The organism is Streptomyces sp. RLA123, assembly GCF_056270165.1.
This window is the reverse complement of the sequence record NZ_JBWDOR010000003.1, coordinates 7,784,696-7,800,692: the sequence shown is the minus strand read 5'-3', so window position 1 is coordinate 7,800,692 and position 15,997 is coordinate 7,784,696. Positions and strand designations below refer to the sequence as shown.

The following is a 15,997-nucleotide window of genomic DNA, read 5'->3' as shown; positions in this document are numbered from 1 at the left end:
ACACCGCGACACCGCGCCACCGGGGCGCCCGGCGCGCCGCGCCCGGGCAACACGAGGAGACACCTTGTCCGAGACCCACGAGACCGTCGAGACCTCCGGGACCTCCGGGACCGCGTCGGGCTCGCCGGCCGTCGACCCGCTCGCTCTTCCCGCCCTGCTGCGGCCCGCCATCGAGGCCACGATCGAGGAGTCCGACCGCCGGGCCGACATCCCCGATCAGCTGTATGCGACGCTCCGCGACGCGGGAGCGTTCCGCCTGCTCACACCCCGGGCACTCGGCGGATCACAGACGCCCCTGACCACGGTGCTGAAGGTGTACGAGGAGTTCGGCCGCATCGACGCCTCCGTGGCATGGCTGGTCTGGAACGCCAACTTCGGCTTCGTCGGAGCGCTGCTGGACGAGTCCGCGAACGGGCGGATCTGGGGCCAGGAGCGGGAGCCCGCCTTCGCGAACTCCGGGATGCCGGGGACGGCCGCGCCCGCCGAGGGCGGCTACCGGGTCTCCGGCCACTGGAGGATCGTCAGCGGCATCAACGCGGCGCAGTGGCTGGTGGCCGTCGTCGTCGTGATGGAGGACGGCGCACCGCGCATGACCGCCGCGGGCGCGCCCGACGTGCAGATGTGCGTCCTGCGCAGGGACCAGTGGTCGGTGAAGGAGACCTGGGACGTCAGCGGCATGCGCGGCACCGGAAGCAACGACGTGGTGGTCGAGGACGCCTTCGTGCCCGCCGGCTTCCTGTCGCCCCTGGACGCGCCCCTCAGGATCGACGAGCCCCTTTACCGGGGCTTCCTCCCCTCGCTGGTGCTGCCCGGGTGCACCGCGATCGTCCTCGGCGTCGCGCAGGCGGCCATCGACGAGACGGTCGCGCTCGTCCTGACCAAGAAGAACTCCACCGGCGCGACGTTGGCCGATTCCCCGCGCACCCAGTACGCCCTGGCCGACTCCGAGACGGCGCTTCAGGCCGCCCGGTTGCTGCTCGGCTCCGCCGCGCAGGCACTGGAGGACGCGGCCGAGCGCGGGGACACTCCCACGCTCGAGCAGCGGGCGGCCCTGCGTGCCGCCATGACGCACGCCGCGCAGGTGAGCCGCGAGGTGCTGGTGACGATGTACGAACTGGCGAGTTCCACCCCGCTCTACCGCGGCAACCGGCTGGAGCGCCTGTTCCGCGACGGCATGGCCGCGCTGCAGCACGCCAACCACTCCGCGTTCCCCATGGAGGCCGCGGGCCGCGTCCGCCTGGGCATGGACCCCGGCGTCGGTCTGTTCTGACCGCCCGGCCGCCCGGACGGGCTCCCGCGCCCGGCTACTCGTAGCCCTCGGCCTTCAGCCACCTGCCGAGGGCGAGGGCGTCCCGGGTCAGCGACAGCGTCTCGGCGCGGACCCTCTCGGCGTCCTCCGGCGATCCGGGCCGCACCGATACCCCTTCGCCGGATGCCGGCCCGAGCATGTGGAGTCGGATGCGCTTCCGGTGCCAGGCCGCGAAGCGGCGGACGTGTCCGGGGGCAAGGCGCCCCGACTCCCGCCACCGCCGCGCGGGCTCCGCCGCCGCGCCGGGCTTCAGCCCGGCCAGCCAGACCTCGATGAGCCGAGCCGCCGTGGCGGCGTCCTCATCCAGCGCCTGCCGCCTCTTCGCCCGGCCCGCCCACAGCTTCATCCGCCCCCCACGCCCGGCCACCCACTGTAGGGATGACACCCGTTCGGCAACAGATCCCGGGGTGGCGGATCGGGTCTCCGGCTCCCGGGCGGGAACCGGAGACCCTGCCGGGGTCAGTCCGCCTTGCGCTGGGCGGTCAGGCCGGCCGGTGTGCCGGTGAGGGTGAACTGGGAGCCCGGTTCGATGAGTACGTCGCCCTGGGCCGAGTTCGTGATCGTGACGTTGGTCAGGGCCGCGCTGCCGCGGGCGCCGCTCATCGCGAGGATGCCGGAGCCGTTGACGGACCTGTCGATGCGGACGTCGGTGACCTTGACGCCGGGCATCGTGCCGCCGCCCGTCTTGAACTGGATGCCGTCGTAGGTGGAGTCGTGGATCTCGGTGTCCCGGATGGTCACGCCCGGGATGTCCGTGGCCTGGGCGAAGAGCGTGATGGCGCCGAACTCCTGCGCCTCGCCCCAGAACGCGCCGCCCGTCCGGTAGAGGGCGTTGCCCGAGATGGTGGTCTGGCCGGAGAAGGGGATCGGGTCGTGGTCGGTGGCGAGCATGATGCCCGGGTAGTTCATCGTGTCGGAGACGATGTTGTTCTCGATGGTGTTGCCGTATCCGCCGTACACCGCGATGCCGTTGGCCCGCCACGGCAGCTGGATGGTGTTGTTGCGGAAGTGGTTGTCGTGGCCGACGTCGACGGAGGTGTCCTTCACGTACTTGCTCGCCCACACCGCCAGCGAGTCGTCGCCGGTGTTGCGGAACGAGGAGTTGTAGACGGTGGAATTGCGGGTGCCGTTGGCGAAGTTGATGCCGTCGGCGTAGGTGTCGCGGATCCGGACACCGGTGAACTCCAGGCCGTCGCCGGGGCCCCACAGCTCGGGGATGTTCGAGTAGTCGCGGCCGACCCAGACACCGACGTTCGCGTGTTCGATCCAGACGTTGGTGATCTTCGTGTTCTTGCCGAAGCGCCCGTTGAGGCCGACGCCGCCCTCGGCGTTGCCGTCGCCGCCGCGGATGGTGCCGGAGCCGAAGATGGCGATGTCGGAGATCTGGGTGTTGTCGTCGATGTCGAAGCCGAAGTTGCCCTCGTGCGGGTGGTTGATGCCGCCGGCGTTCTGCGGCGGGGTCAGGGTGTAGAGCTGGGAGTGCCACATCCCCGCGCCGCGGATGGTGACGTCCCGGATGCCGACCTGGTTGAACTGGCCGCGGTTGAGCGGGTCGTCGGTGAGGATCTTCTGTTCCTGGCGCCACTGACCGGCCGGGATCCACACGCAGGAGATCTGGCCGTTCTGGTCGGCGGTGACCGCCCGCTGGATGGCGTCGGTGTCGTCGAGCCCGTCGCCCGGGACGGCCCCGTAATCGGTGATCGAGGTGCAGTTCGCCGGCTTGGCCGCCGCGGGGGCGACCTGCTCCAGGTCGATCAGGTCGATGACGTAGTAGGCCGCCGAGTCGTTCGCGTCCCGCTGCAGACGGAAGGTCGTGCCCTGCGGGTACGTCCGCGACAGCAGCGCGTGGGACTCGTCGAAGAGCCGCCGGGCGTCACCGCCGGGCCGGTTGGTCAGCCCCTCCGGGTCGTCGGTGCTTCCGTACAGCCAGCTGTGCTTGGAGGAGAGGTTCAGCTTCTGCACGAACGTGCCGTCGGCGTAGAGGCTGATGGTGGCGTCGGCTCCGCCGCCGGCGGAGGCGTCGGGGATGGAGTTGCGCACCACGATCGAGTTGGTGGACGTGGTGGAGGTGAACTCGACGTACTGGCCGCCGGAGTCGAGACGGACGGACTTGCGGCCCGAGGACTCGGTGGCGAAGTCGGTGTGCCCGAAGGTCCGCTTGGCGTCCGCGGCGAGCAGGGTGCCCTGGTACCGGCCGTCCTCCGCCTCGTACTCGGTGTACGGCACGGCGGCGCCGCGTCCGACGACGAGCGACTTGGCGAACACGTTGTTGTTCTCGTTGGTCTCGGTGACGACGCCGGTGGCGTCCGCGGTGGCGGTGAGCGCGGCGCCGCCCGTGGTCGCCGTCCATGTGCCGCTGATCGCCACGTTCACCGTGGCGCCGGCCGCGACCTGGCCGGTCGTACCGTCCAGGGTGGTGGTGCCGGCCTGGAGCCGGGTCACCGAACCCGCGGGCGCGGCGGTCGTGCCGCGGTTGTGCACGGCGACGGTGAAGGAGACGGGCGAGCCCACGGCCGGATTCGCCGGGCTCGTGGTGATCGCGGTGACCTCGAGGTCGGGGCCGGGGGCCTGGCTCACGACCAGCCGGCTCGCGGCGTTGCGGCTGTTGTTGGTGTCGTCCAATTCGGCGACCGTGTTGCCGGGGTCGGCCACCGCGGCGACCGCGTAGCTGCCGGCCGCGCGGGTGCCGGTGGAGACGGCGACGGTCGCCGAGGCACCCGGGTCGAGGGCGGGCACGGCGGCACTGCCGGCGACCGTCCCCTCCACGCTGACATCCAGGGTCGTCGCCGCCGAACGCGCGGTGCCGGCGTTGCGGACACCGGCGTTCACGGTGACCGCGTCCCGCTCGGACGGGGCGGACGGCGACCAGTCCAGGCTCGTGACGGTGAGGTCGGGCGCGGGCGCGGCGGTCCCGACCACCTGGAACTCGGCCACCTGCCCGCCGGACGCGCCGGTGTTGGAGAAGAACCGGAGCCGCACGTCGGCCCAGCGGCCGCTGACGGGGATGGTCACCGAGTTGCCGCTCCCGGGGCTGAAGGCGTAGTCGGCGCGGTCACGGAGCGAGGTGAAGCCGGTGTCCGACGCGGCACGGCCCAGCACCTGGATGCCCTGGGTCCTGGCACCCCACACCGGGTCCGGGTTGAGCTTGACCACGACGGCGGTCACATCGGCGGCGGCGCCGAGCTTGACGGTGAGGTCCGCGGGGTTGCCGGCCGCCTCCCAGTAGGTGGAGGTGGAGTCGTCGGTGGCGTTGGCGGCGACGTAGGTCTGCGTCGACGAAGTGGCCTCGACAGGCTTGTTGCGGGCCAGGTTGGTACCGGTGGGCGGCGGGTCGGTACCGCCGCCGTCCTCGCCGTACACCTCCAGCTCCGAGAGCTGCGCGGCGTTCCAGCCGGTGTTGCCGGAGACGTTGACGCGGACGTACCGGGCGTCGGTGGGGGACGTCAGGCCGACGGTGACGGTGTTGGCCTGTGCCGGGTTGAACACCCGTCCGGCCGACGCGGAGAGCGTGCCGAAGGCGGAGCCGTCGGTGCTGCCCTGGAGGGAGAGGGTCTGGGTGCGGGTCTCCCATCCCGAGGGCAGCTTGAGTACGACCCGGTCGACGGCACGCGTGGCACCGAGATCCACCTGGACCCACTGAGGGAAGGAGCCGGCCGGGCCCTCCCAGTAGGAGGCCTGGGTGCCGTCGGTGGTGTTCCCGGCCGGGTACGCAGCGAGGGAGCCGCCCGCCGTGGCGGGCCGCCCGAGCGCAAGGTTGACGTCGGCGGCCGCCGCCCGAGCGGTCGGGGCGGCGGCCTGGGCGGTGGACGCGAAGGGCAGCGGTAACAGTCCGACGGTCATGAGCCCGGCCAGGACGGCGCCGGAGAGCGACCGTCGGCCAAGGGGTCTCCATCTCATGGGGTCCTCTATTCCGTGGAGGGGGGAGCGCGGCAGGAGGGCGAGGAGGAGCCGGGATGCGGGAGCTTGCGTGCCGTCCCTGGAGGTGGGAGTCGGCCGTGTACGTCAATTGAGTCAGACAGTCAACTTCTTGCGGAAACTGCGTCATCAGGTTTCTAGTACGTCTCTGATTTGTCAACGGCTCGTAATATCACGGCAGTTACTGCGGCAACCGCCTTACGCGGAGCATCTTCCGCTTGCGTTCACCCCTCGACACCCGGTTACCGCGTTGAGCATGGACGATCCCCCGGAGGGCCACGGTGGCAGGCGACGCTCCCTTCACTTGACCTCATGAAGGACGCAAATAATTGAGCGTGTTACGTAAGATCACCGACTTCTGGCCGACCTGGACTTCGCGTACGCCCCCGTGCAAACATCGCCGCCTGACAGCCTCGATCTCCCCCGCGTCGGCGGGGCCGCAGATCTCCCTGCCGGCAGGTAAGGGGGTCCCTCCCGAAGGAGACCCTCGTGCCTGCTGCCGTTCTCCCTGCCGCTCACCCCGCGGCCCCTCATCCCGTTCAGTGGCCCTTCTACCTGCGCGCGGTCGTGGACATCGCCTTCCCCGCCCACACCGTCCGTGTCGCACCGGGCCCCGCCCCGCACGGCGTGCCGGGTCTGCCCTACCCGCTCACCGGCGGTCAGGCGATCCACATCGTGACCGCCTTCAACCCCGCCGGACGCACGGCGGCCGCGGACGCCAACCTCCGTGCGCAACACGCGCTGCACGACCACATCCGCGTCGCCGTCCGGCAGTGGTGGCCGGCCGTCGGCGGCGACCGCGCCGGTACCCACGACGAACTCAGCGCGGCCGTCGTCGGCTTGGACGACACCCAGGCCCGGTCCCTGGGCAGGCGCTTCGGCCAGGACGCCGTCTTCGCCTGGTCACCGGCCTCGTGGCGGCTGCTGGCCTGCACCCCCGGGGCACACGACGCGGCCGCGACCACCTGGCACGCGACACTCCTCGAGCCATGAGCAAAACCCAGTGGCGGAGTCGGGCCGTGGCGGCTCACCATGCAGGGCATGAGCGAGCAGCCCGCGCGATGGACCCAGGCAACCGTGTATCCCGACATGTGGGCCGACCCGGACGCCGACCCCCGTAACCACCAGGACAGCCCGGAGGGCGAGCTCGCGACGCTCCAGGACTTCCTGGCCAACTACCGCCTGACCCTGCGGATGAAGTGCGAGGGCCTGGACGCGGAGCAATTGGCCCGCCGGGCGGTCCCGCCCTCCACGATGTCGTTGCTCGGTCTGCTCCGGCACCTGGCGGAGGTGGAACGGGACTGGCGCAACTGGGTCAGCGACGGCGAACCGCTGCCGAAGCTGTACGGCGCGAGGGACGCCGACTTCCACGGTGCTGTCGCCGATCAGGCCGTGATCGACGGCGCGTTCGCCGATCTGGAGCGGGAGCAGGCGGCGACGGACGCCGCGCTGGCCGAACACGCGGACCTGGGCAGCCGGCTCGGGAAGGACAAGATCGCGGTCCGGGAGCTCCTGGTGCACAGGATCGACGAGTACGCCCGGCACTGCGGACACGCCGACCTGCTGCGCGAATGCGTCGACGGAAGGGTGGGCCAGTAGCGAGAACCGGGCGCCGGCCCCACCCCCTCCCCATCACGTCACTGAGGAACCGATGTGACCTACACCGTCCGCGCGTACACCCCTGCTGACCAGACTTCCTGGCTGCGCTGCCGGGTGCTGTCCTTCCTGGGCACGGCCTACTTCGACGACGTCCAGCCCTCCAAGCGCGCCTCCGCGCTTCCCGCCCTGGATCTCGTCGTGGTGGACGGCGCCGGCTCCGTCGTCGGGATCATGGACACCACCGTCGAAGGCGAGCTGGCGACCATCGCCACCGTGGCGATCCACCCCGACCACCGGCGCCGGGGGCTCGGGCGGGGGCTGCTCGGGCTGACCCGCGACCAGGCCCGCCGAGCGGGCGCTTCGACCCTGGACGCGTGGACGCGGGACGACGAGGAGACGCTGCGCTGGTATCGCGCCACGGGCTTCGTCGAGAGCGACCACTATCTGCATGTCTACGCCAGCTACTACACCGACCGCGGGGAACCCGACCGCGCCATCACCGAACGTCGCCCAGGCCTGATCCCGATGGCCTCCTTCTCGCACGCGGCGCTCGCCGACGCGGCACGGCTGCGGAGCGAGTTCGCTCGCGTCCACGTGTGCCGCCGGTTCTCCCTGCCCCTGTGACAGGGGTGCGGGCCCCCCTCCGGACATCGCGGCTCACCGCGAGGTCGCATCCGGGGCGTCGAGCGGTACGCACTCGCGGGCCGCACCATCCTCCGCGGGTCACCGGCACCAGGGCCGGAAGCTGCGCCAGTGACCGCCGCCACCACGCGTGGGCCGGGCATCCTGTGGCGACAACCGGAACTCCTCGGCCTGCTCCTCGTGACCTGGGTGTTCAACCTCGTCTTCGGCCCCGTCGAGGTCGCCCCTCCCCTGTTCGTATCCGGCGACCTCGACTCCGGCGCGGGGCTGCTCGGCTCCTACTCGGCGGCCTTCGGAATCGGAGCCGTCATCGGGGCTCTCGCGCTGGGCGCGGCCAGACGTCTTCCCTTGTGGCCCGCGATGCTGGGCATCATCGCGGGCCACGGCGTCGGCATGCTCCCGTTCGCCTTCACCCTGGTCCAGGACCGCGTACCCGCCGGCTCGCTCACCACGGTCCTGGCCGCACGCGGCGCCGTGCTCCTGACGGCCTCGCCCACGGGTGCGGCGCTCGGAGGCCTTCTCCTCGACCGGACGAGCACCCCCACAATCCTCGTCGGCTGCGGTGTGCTGACGATCGCCATCGTCCCCGCCGGCGCCGTCGCCCTGAGGCTCTCCGGGACTGGTGCGCCGTCGCGCGTCACCGTTCCCCGCAACGCCTGTGAGTGATCGTTCGTGCACACGTGCTCGTGGAGGCCGAAGCGCGTCGCGGCCTACAGTTTTCATGTGCCCGCCATCTTCCTGGGCGGTCGCCGGCGAGTGACGGTTCGGTTCGGCGTCGAAGGAGGCCGCTCGTGGCCAGTGGGTTTCAGGAGCGCAAGCTCAAGGGGATGTTCGCCGCGTTCGACGCGGACAGCGACGGCTATCTGCGCGAGGAGGACTTCAGGGCGCTCGTCGAGCGTTGGAGCCGGCTGCCGGGCGTGGGCCCCGGTACCGAGCTGCGAACGCGAGTCGAAACGCTGTTGATGGGGTGGTGGGCGGCGCTGCTGGAAGTCGGTGACGCCAACGGCGACGGCGCTGTCGACATGCAGGAACTGCTGTCGCTGGTCGACAGGTTGCCCGCGATGACCGCGGACGTGACCGCCACGGCGGACACCGTCTTCGACGCCGTGGACGCCAATGGCGACGGCCGCATCTCACCGGAGGAGCACCACCGGCTCGTCGAGACCTGGAACGGGCGGCCCGTGGAGATGGCGGGCATCTTCGAACTGCTCGACCTGAACGGCGACGGCCACCTGAGCCGCGAGGAGTTCGCCCTGCTGTGGCGCCAGTTCTGGATCAGCGACAACCCGGTGGAACCGGGCAACTGGCTCTGCGGCCGGATCCCGACCGGCTAGGCATCCACCGGCCGATTGCCCCGCGTCGGGGCCGTACCGCTGCTTCACCTGGGAGAGAGCGGTCCGGCCCCGACGGGGTTTACGGGGGGGGTCAGTTCACGGTCTTGAGGAAGCCAGTCAGGCTGTCCAGGAGCATGGTGGTGCCCTGCTCCGCGAGGTCGCGCTTGTCGGCGGTGTCGCAGCTCTGGGTCACCACGATGCGGGTCCGCCGGGCACTCTGTTCGGCGAGTTCCACGGTCATGAGCGCCGGCTCGTCCTCCCCGGGAACGTCCATGCCGACCACCAGCCGCCGGTTCTCGTCCACCTCGGCGTACGAGCCGGTCAACGGGAACTGCCCACCGTCCGGGGTGACCACCGTCGCCTTCCACGTCCCACCCGGCCGCACGTCCATCTCGACGGATCCGGGAACGGCGTAGGCCCACTGTGCGTAGGACTCCGCGGTGGTCCAGGCGGTCCACACCGCCGCCACCGGAGCCTCCAGCGTCCGCTCCAACGTGTAGGCGAAACCCTCGGCCGCCGTCTGTTCCGTGGTCATCTCATGCTCCCTGTCTCGTTCTTGTCAGGTTGTCGCACGGTAGACGCGAGCCGGCCCCAAAAGTCATCGGTCCCGGGTCCTGCCCTGAGCAGGCACTCGGCGCAACGCCTCGAGTACCGCCGACGCCTCGTCCGTCGGATCACGCCGCCCCACCGCGACAGGTCGTCTTCGATCAGACGGCCGGGTCGGCCATGATCTCCCGGACCTCTTGCACGCAGCGGCACGCGGCAGCGATCTTGGCAGCCCACTTCAGCGCGTCCTCACGGGAGGGCACATCGATGACCGAGAACCCGCCCAGCACCGCCTTGGTCTCCGGATACGGGCCGTCGGTGACGGCCCCGTCGGCGGCCACGACGCTCGCCCGCTGCCTTTCCAGTCCACCGCCGAAGACCCACACAGCGGCGTCCTGGGCCTCCCGCACCACCGCGTGCGAGGCCTCGGCCGCCTCGTACAACTCCTCCTCGGTGAGGTTCATCGCACCGTCATCGAACGAGATCAGGTACCGCGTCATGGATGGCTCCCTGGGCCGCCGGCCGCTTTCGGGCGCCTCTCAACCTATACCGGCCCCAACGCTGCGCCCGGGAGGGTTCGCCGGATTGGCGGGTCCATTCCTGTTCCGATGCAGCGGCAAGGCAACGGCGGCAGAGGGCCGCAGCCGCGCGGCGGGACCGAGCACTGCCGGCCGGGCGCCTCCTGCGGGCCCCGATCCCGCCGGCCGGTGCGAAGGCGCAGGAGAGCCCGTATCTGAACGGCGAGCAGCCCGCCACCATGAGCAGCAAGGGCTTCGAGGGCATGGAGGGCACGGTCAACGGCGACACCCCCGGCGACCTGCGCTTCAACGACTTCGACCCGCGTGCGGGCCCGTACACCGGCAAGCGATGGATCTACCGCCCGGAGCCGCCGGCGGGCACGGCGACGACGCCCGGCACGCGCATCCACCTGGCGGACACCCGCGACCGCAACGGCGACGGAGCCAGGGACAAGACGCTGGTTGCCGACCTGCTGGACATCGCGAACCCCAAGGACCTCGGCGGCTTCGGGACGACCTTCCGCTTCCCGTTCACCGCGATCGAGGACGTGGTCCCGCTCTCGTCCGGCCGCACCGCGGGCAAGGCGGACGACAACGCGTTCATCACCATCCGGCTCTCGCACCGCCTGGACGCCGACAAGCGCGCGTTCATCTGACCGCCGGTCCCGTCATCATCCCTCCGGCGGCCGGACCTGCGGCCGCCGGACCTGCGGCCGCCAAGGGCCCGGGCGGATCGTGGAGAACCGGCCGCGCGAGATGTCAGGCAGCGGGCTCGTGCGAGCCGACCGGTCCGGACAGCAGCCGGGCGTTGACACGGTCCGGCCTCGGCCAGCGCACGTCGTGGACCCAGCCCAGCTTCTCGAAGATCCAGATGAGGCGCGCCGACGGGTCGAGCTGGCCGGGCAGGACGCCGTGGCGCGCGCCCGTGGGGTCGGCGTGATGCGAGTTGTGCCAGCTCTCACCGAAGGAGAGCAGGGCGAGCGGCCAGAAGTTGGTGGCCTTGTCCCGGCTGACGAACGGGCGGTTGCCCGCGACGTGGCAGACCGAGTTGACCGACCAGGTGACGTGGTGCAGCACCGCCATCCGGATCACTCCGGCCCAGAAGAACCCGGTCAGCGCGCCGGTCCAGGTGCCGGTGACGAGCCCGCCGATCAGCGCGGGCACCAGCAGAGAGACGGCGGTCAGCAGTCCGAAGAGCCGGCCGACGAGCCGCATGTCGGGGTCGGCGGCGATGTCCGGCGCGAACCGGGCGCGGTTGCTCAGCTCGCGCTTCAGCATCCAGCCGATGTGGGCGTGCAGAAGGCCCTTGAGCAGTGCGCGGGTGTCGGACCCGTAGCGCCAGGGCGAGTGCGGGTCACCCTCGCGGTCGGCGAAGGCGTGGTGGCGGCGGTGGTTCGCCACCCACTGGACCGGCGAGCCCTCGACCCCCAGCGACCCCGCGACGGCCAGGGCGATCCGCAGGCCGCGCCGCGCCTTGAACGATCGGTGCGTGAAGAGGCGGTGAAAACCGACCGTGAGACCGAAGCCGGACACGAGGTAGGCGACCACCGCCATGCCGACGTCCAGGGTGGACAGGCCCCATCCCCACACGAACGGCACCACGGCGATCAGGGCGACCGGCGGGCCGACGACGAAGAGCCACATCGCCACCCCCGCCGCGGCCGACTGCGGGGCGTCGAGCAGCGGCTTGGCCCCGGCCGCGGTCTCGGCGTCGCGTTCGGCGACCGCCTGTTCAGCGCGCTCAGCGTCGCTCGGGTTCATGGGTTCCTCGCCGTTGTTCGAGCCAGTTCGGGGGTGATGCGGGACCGACGGGATCGTGCGCGACGGCGCGCGCGTTCGAGCGCACGCGCCGGCCCACGGCACAGAATCCCACCAGGCGGCATCCTCGCAGGTCGTCGCCGATGTCCAGGGTGTGAACGTCGCGGGACCGAAAATCGTTTGACAAGCCTCGTGACGCTCCAATCGCCTCATCCTGCCCAGTTTTCCGTGCGCTCACCACCCGCGCGCGGACCGAGTGTCAGACCCCCGGGACATGATGCAGCCCATGACCACAGTGATCGCCGCACCGCCGGCCTCGCGCGACGACTACCACTCCGCCGTGGACACGGCTCTGCTGGCGTGCGCCGCCTACTACCGTGACGGGACGAGCCCCCTCGACGACGCCGGCTACGATCTGCTGGCGGGCAGCATCCGTGTGTACGAGCAGGAGCACCCGGACCATGTGCGGGCCGACTCCCCCACGGGCAAGGTGGGCGGTGGGGCGGCCCCGACCGGCGACGTCGCGCACGTGGTGCCCATGCTCTCGCTCGACAACGTCTTCAGCGCCGAGGACCTCACCAAGTGGGGCGCGTCAGTGGAACGCCGGCTCGGCAGGCCGGTGCAAGGCGGCTACGTCACCGAACCCAAGCTGGACGGGGCGGCCATCGCCGCGCGCTACGTGGACGGGCGGCTGACTCGGCTCGTGACCCGGGGCGACGGCACGCACGGCGAGGACATCTCCCACGCGATCGGCACCCTCGTGGGTCTGCCCGCACGGCTCGCATCGCCGGTGTCGTTCGAGGTCCGTGGCGAAGTCCTGCTCACACGGGAGCAGTTCGACAAGGCCAACGCCACGCGTCAGGCCCACGGCGCGAAGGTCTTCTCCAACCCGCGCAACGGCACCGCCGGGACGCTTCGCGCGAAGGACCGTCCGTACGTGATCGAGACGACCTTCTACGCCTACGGCGTCGTCGGCCTGGCGGGCGACACGCACGAGGCCATGATGGCCGCGGTGGCGGCGGCCGGGGTGCAGACCACCTCGGCGACGCCGGTGGGGCTCCAGGTGTGCGCCACGCTGGAGGAGGTCCAGCGCCGCGTCGAACAGATAGCCGCCCTGCGTGCCGAACTGCCGTTCGGCATCGACGGCGTCGTCATCAAGGCCAACGCCGTCGCCGAGCAGGAGAAGGCCGGTCTGGCCACCCGCCACCCCCACTGGGCCACGGCCTACAAACTTCCGGCCATGGAGCGCCGGACGAAGCTCCTGGCCGTCGAGTGGAACGTCGGCCGCACCGGGATCATCGCCCCGCGCGCCGAACTCGAGCCCGTGGAAGTGGACGGCAGCATCGTCCGCTACGCCACACTGCACAACCCCAGGTTCATCCGCGACAGCGGACTGATGATCGGCGACACCGTCAGCGTCTTCAAGGCGGGGGACATCATCCCCCGCGTCGAGGCCCCCGTGGTGGACCTCCGCACCGGCGCGGAGACACCGATCGAGCTGCCCGAGGCCTGCCCGAAGTGCGGTGGCGACATCGACACCTCCGGTGAGCGCTGGGAATGCGCCGACGGCACGGGCGGCGGCTGCGGGCTGCTTGCCGCACTGCGGTACGCCGTGGGCCGCGACCAGCTCGACATCGACGGCCTCGGCACCACCTACATCGAGGCCCTGGCCGACAGCGGAGCGGTCGCCGACGTCGGCGACCTGTTCACGCTCAGCCGTGAGCAGCTGGTCGACGCGACCAGGAGCGAGAAGCGTGCCGACACCGTGCTGGCACAGATCGAGGCGGCCAGGACCAAGCCCCTCAACCGTGTCTTCTGCGCCCTCGGCGTGGTCCGTACCGGCCGCACGCTGTCCCGGGAGATCGCACGGTACTTCGGCACGATGGACGCGATCCGCGCCGCGGACGCCGACACGCTGGCCAGGGTGCCGAAGCTCCCCGCCGCCAACGCACCGAAGATCGCCGCGCACATCGCCGCACTCGGTCCGGTCGTCGAGAAGCTGGTCACGGCCGGTGTGAACATGACCGAGCCGCCCGCTCCCGCCGTGGCCGCGGGAGGTCCGCTGACCGGCGAGACCGTGGTCGTCACCGGCGGAATGACGGGCGCATTGGCCGGAAAGAACCGCACCGAGGTGAGCGATCTGATCCTCGCGGCCGGCGGCACTTCGTCGGGCACCGTCTCGAGGAAGACCACGCTGCTCGTCGCCGGGGAGAAGGCCGGCTCGAAACTCGCCAAGGCCAAGGAGCTGGACGTCCGGGTGCTCGCCGAGCAGGAGTTCGCCGAACTCCTCGGCGACTTCCTGTCCTGACCGGCCGTCGCGTCGGCCGTCCGGGCCACCGGCCACCGGCCACCGGCCACCGGCCACATCCTGAGACGGGGGTCAGCTGCGTCCATGTCACAGTCCGCCGGGCTGTTCCGTCCATGAGGTGTAACCGCCAGCAACGACACAGGAGTGCACCATGGAAGCCCGGTTGAACGTCATGGCCAGCCCCGTCGCGGCCAAGGCCATCAAGCACATCATCGCCGCGGGTCAGGCGCTCGCCGAATCGACACTGCCGGCCGCGACGCGCGAACTGGTCAACATCCGCGCCAGTCAGATCAACGGCTGCGCCGGATGCATCGACATGCACACCAAGGACGCCGCCGCGGCGGGCGAGACCGCGGTACGCCTCAACATGGTCGCGGTGTGGCGCGAGGCCACGGTGTTCACCGACGCCGAGCGCGCCGCGCTGGAGCTGACGGAGCAGGGCACCCGCATTGCGGACGCGGCCGGCGGCGTCCCGGACGATGTGTGGGCCAACGCGGCCAAGCACTACGACGAGGACCAGCTCGCCGTCCTGGTGACCCAGATCGCCGTCATCAACGCCTTCAACCGCGGAAACGTCATCACCCAGCAGCCCGCCGGCGACTACCAGGTCGGCCAGTACCACTGACGGCACAGCGGGTCGGCGTACACCCCGGGTACCGCTTCGCGGAGCGGTACCCGGGGTGTGCGCGCACGGGGCCGGCAAGCCGCGGGGATGGACAACGCGGTGCACGATCGCCACACTTCGGGGACGATCATGCGCGGCTGCGGCCGCGCGGCCAGTCGGGGGATGACGCCGTGGGGCAGTCGCAGGACAAGACGGTGTCACCGGAGCGCATCCGCTACCGGTTGACGCTTCTCCAGCGCGTACTGCCCGTGTTGCCGGTCACCTTGCTCGGCGGGCTCTTTCAACTCCTGATCTGGTGGGAAGGAGGACCGGCCGGTCCTCTCATCGGGCTGATCGTTCTGGCGTTCGCGATGCCGGTCTTCTCGCGTCCCTTCGGGATCACCCTCACTCGGCCCGCAGCCGTCGTGCACAACCTGTCCCGTCGGACCATCCCGTGGGCCGGCATACAGGCCATCGGGACCGAGTGGGTCTTCGGCGCCCGCTTCGTCGTGATCCATGAAGCGGGCGGCCGGCGCACCCGCCTGCGGGCACCGGTCACCGGATTTTTCAGCTGGGACCGGAACTTCGAGGAGAAGTTGCACACCATCGGCAGATGGTGGCTCGATCACCGCGGACCGGACTGGGCTCCCTCCCCGCCTCGGGCGGCATGGCACGGTGGCTCGTTGGCACCCGGCGACAACCCCTTCGCCCCTCCCGCATAGCCGGCGGCGACACGTCCGGTTCCCCGGCGACGGCGGCTGACGCCGGCCCAGAAGGACGCCTCCGTCCCCCTCCCCGTGACGACGCCGTTCGGTGCACGGCTACCACCTCATTTGGGCAGCCGATACACGGGGCACCGCGGCACGCCGACAGTCTCCCCGATCGGCCGGTTCTCCACGTACGATCACCCGATGGCCGACAAGACCGAAACCACGCCCGGCTGGCTGTCTCCCGAGGATCTGGAGCTGACCCGCGCACGTATGCCGATCCTGTACGTCGACGCCGTGCCCGTCCGGGTCGACGACAGCGGAGAAGTCACACACGTCGGCCTCCTGCTCCGCATCGGGCCGGACGGGACCGTCAGCCGTGCTCTCGTCTCCGGCAGGGTCCTGCACCACGAGCGGGTCCGTGAGGCGCTCATCCGCCATTTGGAGAAGGACCTCGGCCCGATGGCGCTGCCACGGATCCCGGCCTCCCCCCAGCCCTTCACCATCGCCGAGTACTTCCCGACGCACGGGGTGACCCACTTCCACGACTCACGGCAGCACGCCGTCTCCCTGGCCTATGTCGTCCCGGTGGTGGGCGACTGCCACCCGCGGCAGGACGCTCTCGACCTGGTCTGGTTCACCCCCCAGGAAGCGTCGTCACCCCACCTCCAGCAGGAAATGCCGGGCGGCCAGGGAGTTCTCCTCAAGCAGGCCCTGGCGCACGTCGGCTGCCTTTCCTGACATCCGCGGCGAACCG

The 15,997-nt window shown here is 71.0% G+C and carries 16 protein-coding genes; 11 read left to right on the top strand and 5 right to left on the bottom strand.

Features of this window, described 5'->3' with window-relative positions; genetic code table 11:
* Positions 1–64 precede the first annotated feature (64 nt).
* Complete coding sequence (locus RV983_RS35665) at positions 65–1,270, top strand: acyl-CoA dehydrogenase family protein (RefSeq protein ID WP_475989851.1); 1,206 nt, start codon at positions 65–67, stop codon at positions 1,268–1,270.
* A 34-nt stretch (positions 1,271–1,304) separates the two neighbouring features.
* Here the strand turns inward: RV983_RS35665 and RV983_RS35660 are convergent, their stop codons facing one another.
* Together RV983_RS35660 and RV983_RS35655 are read right to left on the bottom strand one after the other, a co-directional pair.
* The gene (locus tag RV983_RS35660) at positions 1,305–1,655 is read right to left on the bottom strand and encodes a basic helix-loop-helix domain-containing protein (protein WP_475989850.1); all 351 of its coding nucleotides are present in this window, start codon (positions 1,653–1,655) and stop codon (positions 1,305–1,307) included.
* Between the two features lie 113 nt (positions 1,656–1,768).
* Positions 1,769–5,206 carry a CARDB domain-containing protein gene (locus RV983_RS35655; RefSeq protein ID WP_475989849.1) on the bottom strand — a complete coding sequence of 1,146 codons (3,438 nt, stop codon included), beginning with the start codon at positions 5,204–5,206 and terminating at the stop codon, positions 1,769–1,771.
* A gap of 507 nt (positions 5,207–5,713) precedes the next feature.
* Here RV983_RS35655 and RV983_RS35650 point away from each other — a divergent pair.
* The 5 genes from RV983_RS35650 to RV983_RS35630 all read left to right on the top strand — a co-directional run bounded on the left by RV983_RS35650 (position 5,714) and on the right by RV983_RS35630 (position 8,799).
* Entirely contained in the window at positions 5,714–6,217 is a 504-nt protein-coding gene (locus tag RV983_RS35650) for a DUF3293 domain-containing protein (RefSeq protein ID WP_475989848.1), read from the top strand.
* Between the two features lie 39 nt (positions 6,218–6,256).
* Entirely contained in the window at positions 6,257–6,823 is a 567-nt protein-coding gene (locus RV983_RS35645; protein ID WP_475989847.1) for a DinB family protein, read from the top strand.
* A gap of 54 nt (positions 6,824–6,877) precedes the next feature.
* Positions 6,878–7,447, top strand: coding sequence for a GNAT family N-acetyltransferase (locus RV983_RS35640; protein WP_475989846.1), 570 nt, complete (start codon positions 6,878–6,880; stop codon positions 7,445–7,447).
* A 129-nt stretch (positions 7,448–7,576) separates the two neighbouring features.
* Positions 7,577–8,131: an MFS transporter gene (locus tag RV983_RS35635; RefSeq protein ID WP_475989845.1), complete on the top strand. Its 555-nt coding sequence runs from the start codon at positions 7,577–7,579 to the stop codon at positions 8,129–8,131.
* 125 nt (positions 8,132–8,256) lie between these two features.
* On the top strand, positions 8,257–8,799 hold the full coding sequence (locus RV983_RS35630; protein WP_475989844.1) for an EF-hand domain-containing protein: 543 nt from the start codon (positions 8,257–8,259) through the stop codon (positions 8,797–8,799).
* Between the two features lie 91 nt (positions 8,800–8,890).
* On the opposite strand, the gene RV983_RS35625 is transcribed toward RV983_RS35630, so the two are convergent.
* The gene (locus RV983_RS35625; protein ID WP_475989843.1) at positions 8,891–9,334 is read right to left on the bottom strand and encodes an SRPBCC family protein; all 444 of its coding nucleotides are present in this window, start codon (positions 9,332–9,334) and stop codon (positions 8,891–8,893) included.
* A 172-nt stretch (positions 9,335–9,506) separates the two neighbouring features.
* Complete coding sequence (locus tag RV983_RS35620) at positions 9,507–9,845, bottom strand: YciI family protein (RefSeq protein WP_475989842.1); 339 nt, start codon at positions 9,843–9,845, stop codon at positions 9,507–9,509.
* A 257-nt stretch (positions 9,846–10,102) separates the two neighbouring features.
* Between RV983_RS35620 and RV983_RS35615 the strand changes: the two genes are divergently transcribed.
* A complete protein-coding gene (locus RV983_RS35615; protein ID WP_475989841.1) occupies positions 10,103–10,519 on the top strand; it encodes an SdiA-regulated/phytase-like domain-containing protein in 417 nt (138 codons plus the stop codon).
* A 103-nt stretch (positions 10,520–10,622) separates the two neighbouring features.
* Here the strand turns inward: RV983_RS35615 and RV983_RS35610 are convergent, their stop codons facing one another.
* Positions 10,623–11,624, bottom strand: a complete 1,002-nt coding sequence (locus RV983_RS35610) for an acyl-CoA desaturase (RefSeq protein WP_475989840.1) — start codon at positions 11,622–11,624, stop codon at positions 10,623–10,625.
* Between the two features lie 283 nt (positions 11,625–11,907).
* Here RV983_RS35610 and ligA point away from each other — a divergent pair, with 283 nt between their 5' ends.
* The 4 genes from ligA (at position 11,908) to RV983_RS35590 (ending at position 15,981) form a co-directional block, all read left to right on the top strand.
* The gene (gene ligA / locus RV983_RS35605; RefSeq protein WP_475989839.1) at positions 11,908–13,929 is read left to right on the top strand and encodes an NAD-dependent DNA ligase LigA; all 2,022 of its coding nucleotides are present in this window, start codon (positions 11,908–11,910) and stop codon (positions 13,927–13,929) included.
* 151 nt (positions 13,930–14,080) lie between these two features.
* Positions 14,081–14,554: a carboxymuconolactone decarboxylase family protein gene (locus tag RV983_RS35600; RefSeq protein ID WP_475989838.1), complete on the top strand. Its 474-nt coding sequence runs from the start codon at positions 14,081–14,083 to the stop codon at positions 14,552–14,554.
* A 170-nt stretch (positions 14,555–14,724) separates the two neighbouring features.
* On the top strand, positions 14,725–15,255 hold the full coding sequence (locus tag RV983_RS35595) for a hypothetical protein (RefSeq protein ID WP_475989837.1): 531 nt from the start codon (positions 14,725–14,727) through the stop codon (positions 15,253–15,255).
* Between the two features lie 189 nt (positions 15,256–15,444).
* The gene (locus RV983_RS35590) at positions 15,445–15,981 is read left to right on the top strand and encodes an NUDIX hydrolase family protein (RefSeq protein ID WP_475989836.1); all 537 of its coding nucleotides are present in this window, start codon (positions 15,445–15,447) and stop codon (positions 15,979–15,981) included.
* Positions 15,982–15,997: the final 16 nt, after the last annotated feature.